Consider the following 14,925-nt stretch of genomic DNA (forward strand, 5'->3'; position numbering starts at 1 on the left):
CTGCAAAAGACGATGCGCGCCGGCATCCGCGGGCGCGCATCGGGTGCGCATCGGTTACCTCAAGCGGCGGGCATCAGACCACGCGCCGTTCGTGGAAGTCCTTGATCTGCTGCTGGCTGTAGCCCATGCTCTCCAGGATCTCGTCGGTATGCTCGCCCAGCAGCGGTGACGCCTTGATTTCCGGCTTCATGTCCGAGAACTTGATCGGGCTGCCCACCGTCAGGTAGGTGCCGCGCTCCTTGTGGTCGACCTCGACGATCGTGCCGCTGGCGCGCAGCGACGGGTCGTTCGCCAGCTCCTTCATCGTCAGCACCGGCGCGCACGGGATGTCGAACTTGCGCAGCACGTCGACGGCCTCGAACTTGGTCTTGTCCTTCAGCCATTCCTCGATGGTGCCGAAGATGTCGAAGATCTTGTCCTGGCGCGCCTGCGCCGTCATGTAGGCCGGATCGTCGATCCATTCCTCCTTGCCGATGGCGCGGCAGATCGGCGCCCACGCGTGGCCCTGGATCGTGAAATAGATGTAGGCATTCGGATCCGTCTCCCAGCCCTTGCATTTCAGGACCCAGCCCGGCTGGCCGCCGCCGCCCGCGTTGCCGCCGCGCGGCACCACGTCCGAGAAGCTGCCGTGCGGATATTGCGGATACTCTTCCAGGTAACCCACGCGGTCCAGGCGCTGCTGGTCGCGCAACTTCACGCGGCACAGGTTCAGCACGCTGTCCTGCATCGACACCGCGACCTTCTGCCCCTTGCCGGTCGTGTCGCGCGCGCGCAGCGCCGTCAGGATGCCGATGGCGAGATGCATGCCGGTGTTGCTGTCGCCCAGCGCGGCGGCGGACACGGTCGGCGGACCGTCGTCGAAGCCGGTGGTCGATGCCGCGCCGCCCGCGCACTGCGCCACGTTCTCGTACACCTTCAGGTCTTCGTAGTGGTGGCCGTCGCTGAAGCCCTTCACGGACGCGACGATCATGCCGGGATTCAGTTCCTTGATGTGCTCCCAGGTAAAGCCCATGCGGTCCAGCGCGCCGGGGCCGAAGTTTTCCACCAGCACGTCGGATTCCTTGATCAGCTTCGTCAGGATTTCCTTGCCTTCCGGCGTCTTGGTGTCCAGCGTCAGCGAGCGCTTATTGCTGTTCAACATGGTGAAATACAGGGCGTCCACGCCCGGGATGTCGCGCAGCTGCGAACGGGTGACGTCGCCGGCGCCGGGGCGCTCGACCTTGATCACGTCGGCGCCGTACCAGGCCAGCAGCTGGGTGCAGGCCGGACCTGCCTGCACGTGCGTGAAGTCGATGATCTTGATGCCTTCCAACGGTTTGCTCATGATGCCTGTCTCCTTGTCGATGTCTGCAAACGTGACGGGTCTGCGCGCCGGCGTGCGTGGCGCCGGCGCTGGCCTGCTGTACTTGCTGTACTTGCTGTCGCTGGGTGCTCGGGATTACTTCTTGGCGCTCTGCGGATTCAGGTTGGTCAGGCGGCCGCTCTCGGTGCCGGCCGTCTCGTCGATGACGGCATTGATCAGGGCGGGCTTGCCGGCCGCGATGGCTTCGCGCAGCGCACTGGCCAGTTCTTCCGGCGTGGTCGCGTGGTAGCCGATGCCGCCGAAGGCCTCGATCATCTTGTCGTAGCGGGCGTTCTTGACGAACACGGTGGGCGCCACGTCCTTGCCGCCGGTGGGATTGACGTCGGTGCCCTTGTACACGCCGTTGTTGTTGAAGACGATCGTCGTCACGGGCAACTCGTAGCGGCAGATGGTTTCCAGCTCCATGCCGGAGAAGCCGAAGGCGCTGTCGCCTTCCACGGCCACCACCGGCTTGCCGCTGGTGACGGCCGCGCCGATGGCATAGCCCATGCCGATGCCCATGATGCCCCAGGTGCCGGAATCGAAACGCTTGCGCGGCTGGTACTGGTCGATGATGCTGCGCGCATAGTCCAGCGTGTTGGCGCCCTCGTTGACGAGGTTGATGTCCGGATGGTCCTTCAGGACGTCTCGGATCGCGCGCAGCGCGCTGTGGAAATTCATCGGCACCGGATTCTTGTCCAGCAGCGCGGCCATCTTGGCCTGGTTCTGCTCCTTGCGCTGGGCGATGGCGCCGAGCCATTCCGCGTCGGGCTGCTCGATGCCGGCGGCGTCCAGCCCTTGCAGCAGCGCGGCCACGCAGGAACCGATGTCGCCCGCCAGCGGCGCGGCGATCGGCACGTTGCTGTCGAATTCCGTCGGCGCGATGTCGATCTGCACGAACTGCTTCGGCTTGCCCCAGGTCTTGCCCTTGCCATGCGCCAGCAGCCAGTTCAGGCGCGCGCCGATCAGCACGACGACGTCGGCCTCGGCCAGCACGAAGGAGCGCGCCGCGGATGCCGACTGCGCATGGGTGTCCGGCAGCAGGCCCTTGGCCATCGACATCGGCAGGTAGGGAATGCCGGTGCGTTCGACCAGCGCCTGGATGTCGGCATCGGCCTGGGCGTAGGCGGCGCCCTTGCCCAGCAGGATCAGCGGCTTCTTCGCGCCCTTGATGAGGTCCAGCGCGCGCTGCACGGAGTCCGGCGCCGGCAACTGGCGCGGCACCGGATCGACGACCTTCACCAGCGAGCGCTTGCCGTGGCCAGCCTCGATCGTCTGCGCCAGCAGCTGGGCCGGCAGGTCGAGGTAGACGCCGCCCGGGCGGCCCGAGACGGCGGCGCGGATCGCGCGCGCCACGCCGGTGCCGATGTCCTCGGCCTTGTTGATGCGGTAGGCCGCCTTCGCGTACGGCTTGGCGGCGTTGAGCTGGTCCATCTCTTCGTAGTCGCCCTGCTGCAGGTCGACGATCTCGCGTTCGCTGGAGCCGGAAATCAGGATCATGGGGAAGCAGTTGGTGGTGGCATTCGCCAGCGCCGTCAGGCCATTCAGGAAACCGGGCGCCGACACGGTCAGGCAGATGCCCGGCTTTTGCGTCATGAAGCCGGCGATGGCGGCGGCGTTACCCGCGTTCTGCTCGTGGCGGAAACCGATGAAGCGCATGCCTTCCGCCTGCGCCAGGCGGGCCAGGTCCGTGATCGGGATCCCGACCAGGCCGAAGATCGTGTCGATGTCGTTTTCCTTCAGGGCGTCGATCACCAGGTGGAAGCCATCGGTGACTTCTACCGATACGTTGTGTGTCATGGTTGTCTCCGGTTATGAGCCGCCGTCGCCGCATGCTTGCTGCGGTGCGTCGAAGCTCCTCGTTGTCGGTGCAGGCGACCTGACCAGCCGTCTCGCCCTGGAAATCATCATAGCCAGCACGCCTGATTTCAATCATTGACCCCGGTCAAGATTCGCCAGATGATGTAGAGACTCCGACCATCGACCGGCCGCCATGACCCTCATTGCCAATCACCCGGAACGAAACATCATTCGCGTGCAGTTGAAGCAGAACGTCGTACTCAAGGAGTTGCGCGACAGCGAAATGGCCGCGCTCGAACCCTATCTCACCATCACCAACCACCAGAAGGGCGACCTGCTGCTGAACCAGGGGGTCTACGAGATGGAGCAGTACTTCATCCTCGACGGCATCCTGAAGCGCCAGGTCACCAACCACGAGGCGAAGGAAATGATCCTGCGCTTCTCGTCGGAACGCGACATCGAGACCAGCTACGCCGCCTGGCGCCTCAAGACACCGACGCCCTACAGCATCGTGTGCGTGACGAAGGCGCGCGTGGCCAGCATGCCGCTGACGCAATGGGTCGATTTCCTGCAGAGCCACAGCCTCGTGAAGGAAGCGTTCGAGTTCGAAGTGATGAGCCTGATGAGCGGCATCATGGCGCACACGATCACCTTGCACCTGCTCGACGCGCCGGGCCGCGTGCACCGCTTCATGCGCAAGCAGCCCGAGTTGTTCGAGCGCCTGCCGAAGAAGGAACTGGCGGCCTACCTGAACCTGTCTCCCGAAACCCTGAGCCGCCTGAAACACCAGGGAAAGATCTGAAAACAACGTTTTTTGCAGCGCCGCCACAGATTTTTTCTGCCTCTTTTTTGGGCGCTTTTTCATAGCTAGACATTCATGCGTGGAATGTCCCGTATCACGCCGTTCAATTGGACGATGGACAGTCTGCCTTTACAATCAAAGGCATACATCTTTTCGACCTTGAATAAGGAGTGGCAACCATGAATGGCATGAGCGACACCGCAACGCAACAAAACGGCGCATCTTTCTCCTTCGCAGCACTGATCGCCGCCCTGTTCCAGCTGAACCTGCGCGACAAGCTGAGCGCAGCCAACCGCGACGACGGCGCCCACACCTGGGGCCTGTAATTCCGCGGCTTGTCTTCCGGGAGCCGCACGACGAGGTTCCCGCAAGCGCCGCCCGCACGTCCGACGCACCGGCCGGGATCCCCCCGCCGGTGCGTTCTTTTTACGCGGTCACCGCCTTCTGCAGGCGCACGCCGCCGCGTGCTTCCACCATTGTCTGTTCAAGCAATTTCACCAGCGCATAGGCCGAATCGATATGCGGGGTGGGCGTGCCGGTCATGCGCGCCAGCTCGATCACCGAGCCCACCAGGGCATCGATTTCCGGCCCGCGGCCCGCTTCCACATCCTGCAGCATCGACGTCTTGTGCTTGCCGATCTTCTCGGCCCCTGCGATGCGCCGCTCCAGGCTGACGCGGAAGGAAATGCCCAGCCGCGCCGCCACGCTTTCGGCCTCGCGCATCATGTCGGCCGCCAGGTCGCGCGCGAGCGGGTGCTGGCAGATGTCGACCAGCGTCGAATGCGCCAGCGCGCTGATCGGGTTGAACGACAGGTTGCCCCACAGCTTCAGCCAGATCTCGGCGCGGATGTCGTCCAGGATCGGCGACTTGAAGCCAGCCGCCTCGAACGCCGCCGTGACGCGCACGATCCGTTCGCTCGTGCTGCCGTCGAGCTCGCCCAACGGAAAGCGGTTGCCCTCGATATGGCGGATGACGCCGGGCGCGAGCAATTCCGCCGCCGGATAGACGACGCAACCGAGCACGCGCTCCGGCGGGATCAGGCGCGCCAGGTCGCCGCCCGGGTCCACGCTGTGCACGCTGCGTCCCTCGTACTCGCCGCCGTGGCGGTGGAAGTACCAGAACGGAATCCCGTTCTGCATCGTCACCACGACCGTGTCCGGCCCGAACAGCTTGCCCACGCGCGCTGCCACGTCCCCGACCTGGTGCGCCTTCACGGCCAGCACCACCACGTCCTGCACCCCTGCGGCATCGTAGTCGTCCGTGGCCTGCACTTGCGCCGCCACGCGTTCCGTTCCATCCGTCTCCACGAGCCGGATGCCGTGCGCGCGGATGGCTTGCAGGTTCGCCCCGCGCACGACGAAGGTCACCGTCTGCCCTGCCAGCGCGAGCCTCGCCCCGACGAGTCCGCCTATGGCGCCCGCCCCGATCACTGCGATCTTCATGACACACCCCTTGATGGTTACTCGAAACGGTTGGTGAGCGTGCCGATGCCGTCGATCTCCACCTCGATCGTGCTGCCCGGGCGCATCGAGCCCACGCCGACCGACGTCCCGCACAGCAGGAGGTCGCCCGGCTCCAATGTCATGTCCTGCGAAATCATGCTGACCAGTTCGGCCACGCTGAACACCATGTCGTTGACCGGATAGTCCTGGCGTACCTCGCCGTTGAGGATGGTGCGCACGACCAGCATCGCCGGATTCAGCCCGGTGGCGATCACGGGCCCGAACGGGCAGAAGGTATCGAAGCCCTTGGCGCGCACCCATTGCGGGAAGGTCGGATCGCGCTGGATGATCTCGCCCACCGTCACGTCGTTCGCGCAGGTATAGCCGAAGATATGGTCGGGCGCGCTTTCCACCGTCACGCCGCTGCAGGTGCTGCCGATCACGATCGCCAGTTCGCCCTCGAAGGCCACCTTGGCATCGGTCCGCGGCTTGCGGATCGTGCCGCCCGGCGCCAGGAAGGACGTCGGCGGCTTCATCAGGTACAGGGGTTCGGGCGGCGGCGCCAGGCCGAGCTTCTTGCCCAGCGCATGAAAATTATTCCACATCGCCAGCACCTTGCCGGGAACGACGGGCGTGAGCACGGTGACGTCGGCCAGGTTGATCGCGATGTCGGTGCGGCTCGGGCCGTCGAACATGTCGCCCTTGAAGACCCGGATCTTGTCGCCATCGAGCGTGCCGAAGCGCACCGTGTCGAGATGCAGGAAGCGTATCCAGCGCTGGATCATGGGAAGCCTCTTTCAGGAGGATCGTCGTTCCGTGTGATACGCGTGCGGCGGGACGCCGCACGCGCCAGGCGTATCGCCTTCAGTTGCTTGCCCGGGCTGCCGCGGTACCGCCGGCAGGGCTGCTGGTACCGGGCACGTAGTCGCCCTCGGCGGCGCTGACGATGCCGCTGGACTCCTCGATGAAGCGCTTGCGCATCGGCCGGAGTACCCACCATGCCATGATCGCCGCCACCGCGTTCATGCCGCAGCCGATGAAGAACACGGATTCCCAGCTGCCGCTGGCGGCCATGATCAGGCTGGAGATCGGCACGAAGATCGAGGCCGTGCCCTTCGCCGTGTACATCAGGCCCGCGTTGCCGGCGGCGTTGCGGGTGCCGAAGGTATCCGCCGTCGTGGCCGGGAACAGGCTGTAGATCTCGCCCCAGGCAAAGAACACGAGGCCGGTCAGGATGACGAACATGATCGGGTCGCGGCCGAAGTAGTACAGCGCGATGATGCCGACCGATTCCAGCGCGAAGGCGATGAACATCGTCTTCTCGCGGCCGATCTGGTCCGATACCCAGCCGAAGAACGGCCGCGTCAAGCCGTTCAGCACGCGGTCGATGGCCAGTGCGAAGGTCAGCGCCGGCAGCACCATGCCCATGACGTTGAAGCGGACGCCATCGATCTCGAAGTCCTTGGCGATCGGGCCCATCTGCGCGGTAGCCATCAGGCCGCCGGCGGCGACCAGCACGAACATCACGTACATGACCCAGAATACGGGTTTGCGCACCATCTGCGACGGCGTGAAATCGGCCGTGGTCTGCAGCACGTTCGGGTTCTTCTTCTTGGCCGACTTGGCGGCCTGGTGCGGCGGCCGCACCATCATGGCGGCCAGCAGCATCACGATCGCGCCCTGGCCGATGCCGAAGTAGAGGAAGGTATCGGCATAGCCGCTGCTTTCGATCATCTTCGAGATCGGGATGATGGTGGCGGCCGAGCCGGCACCGAAGCCCGCAGCCGTCAGGCCGGCGGCCAGGCCGCGCCGGTCGGGGAACCATTTCAGTGCCGATCCCACGCAGGTGCCGTAGACCGCACCTGCGCCGATGCCGCTGATGGCCGCGGCGACGTACAGCACGAACAGCGTGGAAGCGAACGAATTCATCACCCAGCCGATCGCGCACAGCAGGCCGCCGAACAGCACCACGGGGCGCGGCCCCCATTTGTCGACGGCCCAGCCTTCGATCGGCACCAGCCACGTCTCGGTGAGGATGAAGATGGTGAACGCCACCTGGATGGCCGCCTTGGACCAGCCGTGGGCTTCCGACAGCGGATTGACGAACAGGGTCCAGCCGTACTGCAGGTTGGCGATCATGGCCATGCAGACGATGCCCATGACGAGTTGGATCCAGCGGAACGATGCTGGTCTTTCGACTGCCAGTGTCTCGGTTTTCATGCGATGTCTCCTGTGCTTTGGTTTTTATGCGCTGGAAGGTGTCGCTTCAGGTACGGTCTCCACGTCGTACCCGGCGGTCGTGCGCACCGGGCGGATCGGCTGCATGAAGGCGGGGGGCACTGGCATGGCGGTGCGCTGGGTTGCTCATGACCTTGTCTCCAGATAGGGGTTCACGAAAGCTACCGAAGGATTCTGGAACCGTTTTTTTTCGCGCCGCCGGTCGGGTCCGGCCTGGCGCCGCTTATGGAAAGTTCAACAGATGGGCCGATTGTGGAAGAACGGTTTTCGCATATCCTTGACCGCGGTTAAGTTTCGAAAATCTGGTCCCGGCCCGCGACGTTCAGACCCCGACCTGGTGCTGGCGCAGCGCGCGCCAGTCGATCGCGGCCGCCGGATTGCAACCGGGCGCCGTCAATTGCGGCACGCAGCGTTCCTTGGCCGCGAGGATCGCGTCGACGAGGAACTCGGCGTCGTAGGCCTTGAGCAGGTGGGACTGGTGCTGCGCCAGGTAGTCGCGCACGCAGTCGCGTTCTCCGTCCGCGCACGGCAGTTCGAAGGCCGCATCCCAGAACCAGTTCAGTCCCAGTTCGTGGAAGGCGGCGTTGTAGGCGTTGCGGCGCAGCTGCGCATCGGATCCTGCATGGATGTCGTTACCGCTGTCGATCAAGTTCGTCATGGCACTCTCTCTCCGGTCGTGTGTTCAACGGACTGCACATCGATACTAGGGGATTTAAATGATTAGAAAAATTTAAAGTTTTTAGGGATAATCATTAGGGATCGCTGATACATCGGAGCCGTGATGAAGAACGCCACGCTGCGCCAGCTAAAAGTCTTCGAGGCAGTTGCTCGCCACCTCAGTTTCTCCCGCGCTGCAGCAGAACTGCACCTCACGCAGCCGGCCGTCTCGACCCAGATCCGCACGCTCGAAGGCCATGTGGGGCTGGCGCTGTTCGAACAACTCGGGAAGAAGACCTACCTGACGCAGGCGGGCACGGAACTGCTGCAGTTCTCGCGCGCGATCATCCAGCAGTTCCACGAGGCCGACACGGCGATGGCGCAGCACCGCGGCATCGCCGGCGGCCAGCTGAACGTGGCCGTGATCAGCGCCGGCGATTATTTTTTCCCGCAGCTGATGGTGGCGTTCGCGCGCCGCCATCCCGGCGTGCAGCTGAACCTGTCCGTGCACAACCGCGAGGAGCTGCTCGGCCAGATCGCGGAGAACCGCACGGACCTGGCCGTGATGGTGCGTCCGCCCGCGCAGGAGGACATGCACAGCGAGGCTTTCGCGCCGCACCCCTACGTGATCGTGTCCGCGCCGGACCACCCGCTGGCGGGACGCGCGCGCATCGGCATGGAGGAATTGCTGCGCCACCCTTTCGTGGTGCGCGAGCGCGGTTCGGATACCTGGCAGTCGATGGAGGACGCCTTCGGCGCGCACATGGACGGCATCCGCGTGGCGATGGCGATCCGCAGCACGGAGACGATCAAGCAGGCCGTCATCGCCGGCATCGGCCTGGGTTTCCTGTCGGCGCACACGATCGGCCGCGAACTGGCGGACGGCAGCCTGGTGGTGCTGCCGGTGGACGGTTTTCCGCTGATGCTGCACTGGTACGTGGTGCACCGCCGCGAGAAACGCCTGCCGCCGGTGGCGCGTGCCTTCCATGCCTTCCTGATGGAGGAAGGCGCGCAGCGCATCGCTGCGCTGATTCCCTCGGCCCACCACTGACGGCGCGCTGCGGCAGGCGCCCATCGCCAGGGCGGCATCAATGGGCCATCAGCGCCTTCACGTGGGCCGCGCAGCCGCCGGCCAGCCCGGCGCCGCTGTAGCCGCCTTCCAGCACCGAAACGATGCGGCCGCCGCAGGCCGCGTCGGCGACCGCCATCACGCGTTCGGTAATCCAGCGGAAGTCCTCGTCTTCCAGCGCCATCTGCGCCAGCGGATCGAGACGGTGCGCATCGAAGCCGGCCGACACCAGGATCAGTTCGGGGCCGAACGCATGCAGCGCGGGCAGCAGCGCCTCCTCCACGCGCGCGCGGAACAGGGCCGATGCGCAGCCGGGCGGCAAGGGCACGTTGACGATGTTGCCGCCGCTGCCCCGTTCCGTCGCCGCGCCGGTGCCCGGATACAGCGGCGACTGGTGGGTCGAGCCGAAGAACAGTTCGGGGCGGTGATGGAAGGCCGCCTGCGTGCCGTTGCCATGATGGACATCGAAGTCGACGACGGCGACGCGCGCCAGGCCGTGCCCTTCCAGCGCGTGCAGGGCGGCGACGGCGACCTGGTTGAAGATGCAGAACCCCATCGCCCGCCCAGGCTCCGCATGGTGGCCGCAGGGACGCGTGGCGCAGAAGACATTGCGCGCCTCGCCGGCCAGCACGGCGTCCACGCCAGCGCAGGCGGCGCCCACGCACGCCATCACGGCCTCCCACGAACCGGGCGACATCATCGTGTCCCCGCCATCCAGCATGACGAGGCCGGCTTGCGGCGCCAGTGCGGCGATCTCGTCGACATAGGCGGCGTCGTGCACGCGCAGCAGCTGTTCGCGCGTGCCCGGCGGCGCCTGGCGCCACTGCAGCTGCTCGAATCCGGGCCCGCGCAGCGCCGCCAGCACGGCATGCAGGCGCTGCGGCGACTCGGGGTGGGAAGGACCCGGCCGGTGCTCGAAGCACGCCGGGTGGGACAGTACCAGCGTTCCCATGGCGATCGCTTCAGTCCACCGCGCCGGCCGCGATCGGGTGGTTGGACATGCGCTCGATCGCCTGGCACAGCGCGGAATGATCCAGTTGCGCGAGCCCGTGCGCGGCGCAGGAATTCATCAGCTCCTGGACGACGGCCGTATTCGGCAGCGATACGCCCAGGCTCTTCGCGCCCTGCAGCGCCAGGTTCAGGTCCTTCTGGTGCAGCGCAATGCGAAAGCCCGGTGCGAACGTGCGCTTGACCATGCGCTCGCCATGCACCTCGAGGATGCGCGACGCGGCGAAGCCGCCCATCAGCGCCTCGCGCACCCTGGCCGGGTCGGCGCCCGCCTTCGACGCGAACAGCAACGCCTCCGACACCGCCTGGATCGTCAGCGCGACGATGATCTGGTTCGCCACCTTGGCCGTCTGGCCGTCGCCGTTGCCGCCCACCAGCGTGATGTTCTTGCCCATCATCCGGAACAGCGGCAGCACCCGCTCGAACGCTTCCTGCGATCCGCCCGCCATGATCGTCAGCGTGGCCGCCTTGGCGCCCACTTCGCCGCCCGACACGGGCGCATCGAGATAGTCGCAGTCGCGCTTGTTGATCCGCTTGGCGAATTCCTTGGTCGCCAGCGGAGAAATCGAACTCATGTCGACGACGATCTTGCCGGGGCTGAGCGCCGCGGCGACACCGTTCTCGCCGAACAGCACCTCCTCCACCTGCGGCGTGTCCGGCACCATGACGATGACGATGTCGGCGCGCTTGGCGACCTCGCCCGCATTCGTGCACACGGTGGCGCCGCCCTCCACCAGCGCCAGCGGCGGGTTCTTCACGTCGTGCAGGTACAGCTTGCAGCCGCCCGCCTGCAGGTGGCCGGCCATGGGGCCGCCCATGATGCCCAGGCCGATGAATCCTACTTTGGTCATGATGGTCTCCTTTTCTTGTCGAGAATTACTGCGCCAGGATTAATGCGCAACGCTCGCTTCGCCATGACTGGTCAGGGCGCCGTGCCGGGCCAGCCAGTCCAGGCCGTCGTAGGTCGTGGTGCGCGGCTTGTATTCGCAACCGATCCAGCCCGTGTAGCCGAGGCGGTCCAGGCGGTCGAACAGGTAGCGGTAATTGATCTCCCCGGTGCCGGGTTCGTTGCGGCCCGGGTTGTCGGCCAGCTGGATGTGGCGGATCATCGGCAGGTTGGCGGACATGGTGGCGGCCAGTTCTCCCTCCATGCGCTGCATGTGGTAGATGTCGTACTGCAGGAACAGGTTGTCCGATCCCGTCTCGGCGATCAGGTCCAGCGCCTGGCGCGTGCCGTGCAGGAAGAAGCCGGGGATGTCGAAGGTGTTGATCGGCTCGACCAGCAGCGCGATGCCCTCGTCCTTCAGACGGCGCGCCGCGAACGCCAGGTTCGCCACCAGCACGTCGTGGGCCCGGGCCCGCTCGACGCCCGGCGGCACGATGCCGGCCAGGCAGTTCAGCTGCTTTACGCCCAGCGCCTTGGCATAGGCGATCGCGCTCGCCACGCCCTGCTCGAACTCGCCGCGCCGGCCCGGGTGGCAAGCGATGCCGCGCTCGCCGCCGGCCCAGTCGCCGGCCGGCAGGTTGTGCAGCACCAGCTCCAGGCCGTGCGCATCGAGCCGCTCGGCGATCTGCGCGGCCGGGTAGGCGTAGGGGAACAGGAACTCGACACCCCCGAAGCCCGCTTGCGCGGCCTTCTCGAAACGGTCGAGGAAATCGAATTCGGTAAACAGCATCGTCAGGTTGGCGGCCAGTTTCATGTCGTCGTCCTCATTCCACGGTCAGCACGTCGTTGAATTCGTTGAGCGCGTCGATCTCCGTGCCCATCGCGATGTTCGTCACCCGCTCGAGGATGACCTCGACCACCACGGGCACCTGATACTGGCGCATCAGTTCGCGGGCACGCTCGAAGGCGGGCACGATGTCGTCGGGCCGGAACACGCGGATCGCCTTGCAACCCAGTCCTTCGACGACGGCCACGTGGTCGACGCCGTATCCCTCCAGCTCGGGCGCGTTGACGTTCTCGAACGACAGCTGCACGCAATAATCCATCTCGAAGCCGCGCTGCGCCTGGCGGATCAGGCCAAGGTAGGCGTTATTCACCAGCACGTGGATATAGGGCAGCTTGAACTGCGCGGCCACGGCGAGCTCCTCGATCAGGAACTGGAAATCGTAGTCGCCGGAGATGGCGACGATGTCCGCATCCGGGTCGGCCACGCGCACGCCCAGCGCGGCGGGAATCGTCCAGCCCAGCGGGCCCGCCTGGCCGCAGTTGATCCAGTGGCGCGGATGGTGCACGCGCAGGAACTGCGCGGCCGCGATCTGGGACAGGCCGATCGACGCCACGTAGCGCACGTCGCGCCCGAAGTAGGCGTTCATCTCGTGGTACACGCGCAAGGGGTGCACGGGCACGCTCTCGTAGTCGCTCCTGCGCAGCAGCGTGCGCTTGCGCTCCTGGCAGGCGTGCAGCCAGTCGGAACGGTCGGCCAGGCGCCCGTCCGCCTTCCATTCGCGCGCCACTTCCAGCAGCAGGGCCAGCGCCGCCTTCGCATCGGACACGATGCCGAAGTCCGGGCCGAACACGCGACCGATCTGCGTGGGCTCGATGTCGATGTGGACGAATTTCCGGTCCTTCGTGAACACGTCGACGCTGCCCGTGTGGCGGTTGGCCCAGCGGTTGCCGATGCCCAGCACGAAGTCGGACGCCAGCAGCGTCGCATTGCCGTAGCGGTGGCTCGTCTGCAGGCCCGCCATGCCGGCCATCTGCGGATGGTCGTCGGGGATGGTTCCCCATCCCATCAGCGTCGGGATCACGGGCACGCCGGTGAGCTCCGCGAATTCGACCAGCAGCGCGGACGCGTCGGCATTGATGATGCCGCCGCCCGCCGTCAGCACGGGCCGGGCCGACTCGTTCATCATCCGCAGCGCCTTCTCGATTTGGGCGCGCGTCGCCGCCGGTTTATAGGCCGGCAGCGGAGCATAGGTCTCGGCGTCGAACTCGATCTGCGCCAGCTGCACGTCCAGCGGCAGGTCGATCAGCACGGGGCCGGGCCGGCTCGAGCGCATCAGGTAGAACGCCTGCTGAAACACCTGCGGCACCAGCGCCGGCTCGCGCACGGTGACGGCCCACTTGGTCACGGGCCGCGCGATCGACTCGATGTCGACGGCCTGGAAGTCTTCCTTGTACAGGCGGGCGCGCGGCGCCTGGCCCGTGATGCACAGGATCGGCACCGAGTCGGCCTGCGCCGCGTACAGGCCCGTGATCATGTCGGTGCCGGCCGGGCCCGACGTGCCGATGCACACGCCGATATTCCCGGCGGCGGCGCGCGTGAATCCTTCCGCCATGTGCGAGGCGCCCTCGACGTGGCGGGCCAGGATGTGGCGGATGCTGTCGCGCTTGCGCAACGCGGCGTACAGCGGATTGATCGCCGCGCCCGGCACGCCGAACGCCACGTGCACGCCTTCCTTTTCCATCACCAGCACTGCTGCTTCTGCTGCGGTCATCTTGGCCATCATTCCTCCGGCGGGATGGTTGTGCGAATCGATGAGCCCATGCTAGGACGGGGCGGCGCGTTTGATAAGGCCACAAAAAATCCGTGTATTCGATACCTGGGGTATGGAATACTGGGCACTCATCGGGACGGTTCCACTGAGACAGGCGCCTATGGACAAGATCAAGGAGATGACCGCCTTCGTCGACGCCGTCGACCAAGGCAGCCTGGCGCGCGCGGCGCTGGCCCAGCACGTCACGCCCGTGATGCTGGGACGCCGCATCGACGCGCTGGAGCGCAGGCTGGGCGTGAAGCTGCTGCACCGGACCACGCGCCACCTCACGCTGACGGAAGCGGGAACGCTATTCCTGGAACATTGCCGCAAGCTGCTGTCGGACCTGGACCTGGCCGAGACCATCGTCTCCGAAGGACGCGGCGAGGCGAGCGGCCACCTGATCGTGTCGGCACCGGCCGCATTCGGGCGGCTGCACGTGGCGCCGCATGCGCCGCCCTTCCTGGCCGCGCATCCGAAGGTGCGCATCTCGTTCAACCTCACCGACCAGGTCGTGGACCTCGTGCGCGAAGGCTACGAGCTCGGCATCCGCATCGGCGGCGCGCTCGATCCGAGTTCCGTCGCGGTACGCCTCGCGTCGAACCGCCGCGTCGTGTGCGGCACGCCCGCCTACTTCGCGCGCTGCGGCGTCCCGCGCACGCTGGACGACCTGGCGCAGCACAACTGCCTCGCCTTCAACCTGCAGGGCGGACAGCAGCGCGGCTGGTATTTTCAAAAGGACGGCAAGCCCGTCACCATCAAGGTCGGCGGCAACCTCGATTGCAACGACGGCGAACTGCTGCACCGCTGGGTAAGCGAGGGACTGGGCCTGGCATGGCGCTCGACCTGGGAGATCCAGGCCCAGCTGGCGGCAGGGGAATTGATGACGGTGCTGGACGACTACGCGCTGCCCGACTACGACATCATGGCCGTCTACATGCAGCAGCGGCACCTGCCGGCGCGCGTGCGCGCCTTCATCGATACCTTGAAGGCGACCTATGCGCAGCCGGGGTACTGGACTCGAAGCACCCCTTAGTCCGTAGGATGGGCGCGGCCGGCGCAGGCACCACGTGCCCACCGAAC

At 66.1% G+C, this 14,925-nt stretch carries 13 protein-coding genes and 1 pseudogene; 4 read left to right on the forward strand and 10 right to left on the reverse strand.

Annotated elements, in window-relative coordinates:
- Nucleotides 1-73: 73 nt before the first annotated feature.
- Nucleotides 74-1,324, reverse strand: coding sequence for a formyl-CoA transferase (frc, locus tag QPK32_RS20190; RefSeq protein ID WP_290414591.1), 1,251 nt, complete (start codon nucleotides 1,322-1,324; stop codon nucleotides 74-76).
- A gap of 114 nt (nucleotides 1,325-1,438) precedes the next feature.
- The gene (oxc, locus tag QPK32_RS20195) at nucleotides 1,439-3,142 is read right to left on the reverse strand and encodes an oxalyl-CoA decarboxylase (RefSeq protein ID WP_290414592.1); all 1,704 of its coding nucleotides are present in this window, start codon (nucleotides 3,140-3,142) and stop codon (nucleotides 1,439-1,441) included.
- A 193-nt stretch (nucleotides 3,143-3,335) separates the two neighbouring features.
- Between oxc and QPK32_RS20200 the strand changes: the two genes are divergently transcribed.
- Together QPK32_RS20200 and QPK32_RS20205 are read left to right on the forward strand one after the other, a co-directional pair.
- Nucleotides 3,336-3,944 (forward strand): Crp/Fnr family transcriptional regulator, encoded by a 609-nt coding sequence (locus QPK32_RS20200; protein WP_290414593.1) that lies wholly within the window; start codon nucleotides 3,336-3,338, stop codon nucleotides 3,942-3,944.
- 188 nt (nucleotides 3,945-4,132) lie between these two features.
- Nucleotides 4,133-4,270 carry a hypothetical protein gene (locus tag QPK32_RS20205; protein WP_290414594.1) on the forward strand — a complete coding sequence of 46 codons (138 nt, stop codon included), beginning with the start codon at nucleotides 4,133-4,135 and terminating at the stop codon, nucleotides 4,268-4,270.
- Between the two features lie 100 nt (nucleotides 4,271-4,370).
- Here QPK32_RS20205 and QPK32_RS20210 read toward each other — a convergent pair whose 3' ends face one another.
- The 4 genes from QPK32_RS20210 to QPK32_RS20225 all read right to left on the reverse strand — a co-directional run bounded on the left by QPK32_RS20210 (nucleotide 4,371) and on the right by QPK32_RS20225 (nucleotide 8,283).
- The gene (locus QPK32_RS20210) at nucleotides 4,371-5,387 is read right to left on the reverse strand and encodes a 2-dehydropantoate 2-reductase (protein WP_290414595.1); all 1,017 of its coding nucleotides are present in this window, start codon (nucleotides 5,385-5,387) and stop codon (nucleotides 4,371-4,373) included.
- A gap of 17 nt (nucleotides 5,388-5,404) precedes the next feature.
- Nucleotides 5,405-6,172 (reverse strand): fumarylacetoacetate hydrolase family protein, encoded by a 768-nt coding sequence (locus QPK32_RS20215; protein ID WP_290414596.1) that lies wholly within the window; start codon nucleotides 6,170-6,172, stop codon nucleotides 5,405-5,407.
- Nucleotides 6,173-6,251: 79 nt separating this feature from the next.
- Nucleotides 6,252-7,607, reverse strand: coding sequence for an oxalate/formate MFS antiporter (oxlT, locus tag QPK32_RS20220; protein ID WP_290414597.1), 1,356 nt, complete (start codon nucleotides 7,605-7,607; stop codon nucleotides 6,252-6,254).
- 340 nt (nucleotides 7,608-7,947) lie between these two features.
- Nucleotides 7,948-8,283, reverse strand: a complete 336-nt coding sequence (locus QPK32_RS20225) for a hypothetical protein (RefSeq protein WP_290414598.1) — start codon at nucleotides 8,281-8,283, stop codon at nucleotides 7,948-7,950.
- A 123-nt stretch (nucleotides 8,284-8,406) separates the two neighbouring features.
- Here QPK32_RS20225 and QPK32_RS20230 point away from each other — a divergent pair, with 123 nt between their 5' ends.
- Nucleotides 8,407-9,333 carry a LysR family transcriptional regulator gene (locus QPK32_RS20230; protein WP_290414599.1) on the forward strand — a complete coding sequence of 309 codons (927 nt, stop codon included), beginning with the start codon at nucleotides 8,407-8,409 and terminating at the stop codon, nucleotides 9,331-9,333.
- A 37-nt stretch (nucleotides 9,334-9,370) separates the two neighbouring features.
- On the opposite strand, the gene QPK32_RS20235 is transcribed toward QPK32_RS20230, so the two are convergent.
- The 4 genes and pseudogenes from QPK32_RS20235 to gcl all read right to left on the reverse strand — a co-directional run bounded on the left by QPK32_RS20235 (nucleotide 9,371) and on the right by gcl (nucleotide 13,812).
- Nucleotides 9,371-10,303, reverse strand: a complete 933-nt coding sequence (locus tag QPK32_RS20235) for a histone deacetylase family protein (RefSeq protein ID WP_290414600.1) — start codon at nucleotides 10,301-10,303, stop codon at nucleotides 9,371-9,373.
- Between the two features lie 10 nt (nucleotides 10,304-10,313).
- Nucleotides 10,314-11,234, reverse strand: a pseudogene (locus QPK32_RS20240) (2-hydroxy-3-oxopropionate reductase); the annotation flags it as partial.
- A 15-nt stretch (nucleotides 11,235-11,249) separates the two neighbouring features.
- Nucleotides 11,250-12,059 carry a hydroxypyruvate isomerase gene (hyi, locus tag QPK32_RS20245; protein ID WP_290414601.1) on the reverse strand — a complete coding sequence of 270 codons (810 nt, stop codon included), beginning with the start codon at nucleotides 12,057-12,059 and terminating at the stop codon, nucleotides 11,250-11,252.
- Between the two features lie 10 nt (nucleotides 12,060-12,069).
- The gene (gene gcl / locus QPK32_RS20250; protein ID WP_290414602.1) at nucleotides 12,070-13,812 is read right to left on the reverse strand and encodes a glyoxylate carboligase; all 1,743 of its coding nucleotides are present in this window, start codon (nucleotides 13,810-13,812) and stop codon (nucleotides 12,070-12,072) included.
- A gap of 151 nt (nucleotides 13,813-13,963) precedes the next feature.
- On the opposite strand from gcl, the gene QPK32_RS20255 reads away from it, so the two are divergent.
- Nucleotides 13,964-14,878: a LysR family transcriptional regulator gene (locus QPK32_RS20255; RefSeq protein ID WP_290414603.1), complete on the forward strand. Its 915-nt coding sequence runs from the start codon at nucleotides 13,964-13,966 to the stop codon at nucleotides 14,876-14,878.
- Nucleotides 14,879-14,925: the final 47 nt, after the last annotated feature.

It is taken from the genome of Massilia sp. YIM B02763 (assembly GCF_030412015.1).
GTDB lineage: Bacteria > Pseudomonadota > Gammaproteobacteria > Burkholderiales > Burkholderiaceae_D > Telluria.

Coding starts and splice junctions, on each gene's coding strand:
- frc (WP_290414591.1), bottom strand. CDS start 1,324: ATGAGCAAACCGTTGGAAGGCATCAAGATCATCGACTTCACGCACGTG.
- oxc (WP_290414592.1), bottom strand. CDS start 3,142: ATGACACACAACGTATCGGTAGAAGTCACCGATGGCTTCCACCTGGTG.
- QPK32_RS20200 (WP_290414593.1), top strand. CDS start 3,336: ATGACCCTCATTGCCAATCACCCGGAACGAAACATCATTCGCGTGCAG.
- QPK32_RS20205 (WP_290414594.1), top strand. CDS start 4,133: ATGAGCGACACCGCAACGCAACAAAACGGCGCATCTTTCTCCTTCGCA.
- QPK32_RS20210 (WP_290414595.1), bottom strand. CDS start 5,387: ATGAAGATCGCAGTGATCGGGGCGGGCGCCATAGGCGGACTCGTCGGG.
- QPK32_RS20215 (WP_290414596.1), bottom strand. CDS start 6,172: ATGATCCAGCGCTGGATACGCTTCCTGCATCTCGACACGGTGCGCTTC.
- oxlT (WP_290414597.1), bottom strand. CDS start 7,607: ATGAAAACCGAGACACTGGCAGTCGAAAGACCAGCATCGTTCCGCTGG.
- QPK32_RS20225 (WP_290414598.1), bottom strand. CDS start 8,283: ATGACGAACTTGATCGACAGCGGTAACGACATCCATGCAGGATCCGAT.
- QPK32_RS20230 (WP_290414599.1), top strand. CDS start 8,407: ATGAAGAACGCCACGCTGCGCCAGCTAAAAGTCTTCGAGGCAGTTGCT.
- QPK32_RS20235 (WP_290414600.1), bottom strand. CDS start 10,303: ATGGGAACGCTGGTACTGTCCCACCCGGCGTGCTTCGAGCACCGGCCG.
- hyi (WP_290414601.1), bottom strand. CDS start 12,059: ATGAAACTGGCCGCCAACCTGACGATGCTGTTTACCGAATTCGATTTC.
- gcl (WP_290414602.1), bottom strand. CDS start 13,812: ATGGCCAAGATGACCGCAGCAGAAGCAGCAGTGCTGGTGATGGAAAAG.
- QPK32_RS20255 (WP_290414603.1), top strand. CDS start 13,964: ATGGACAAGATCAAGGAGATGACCGCCTTCGTCGACGCCGTCGACCAA.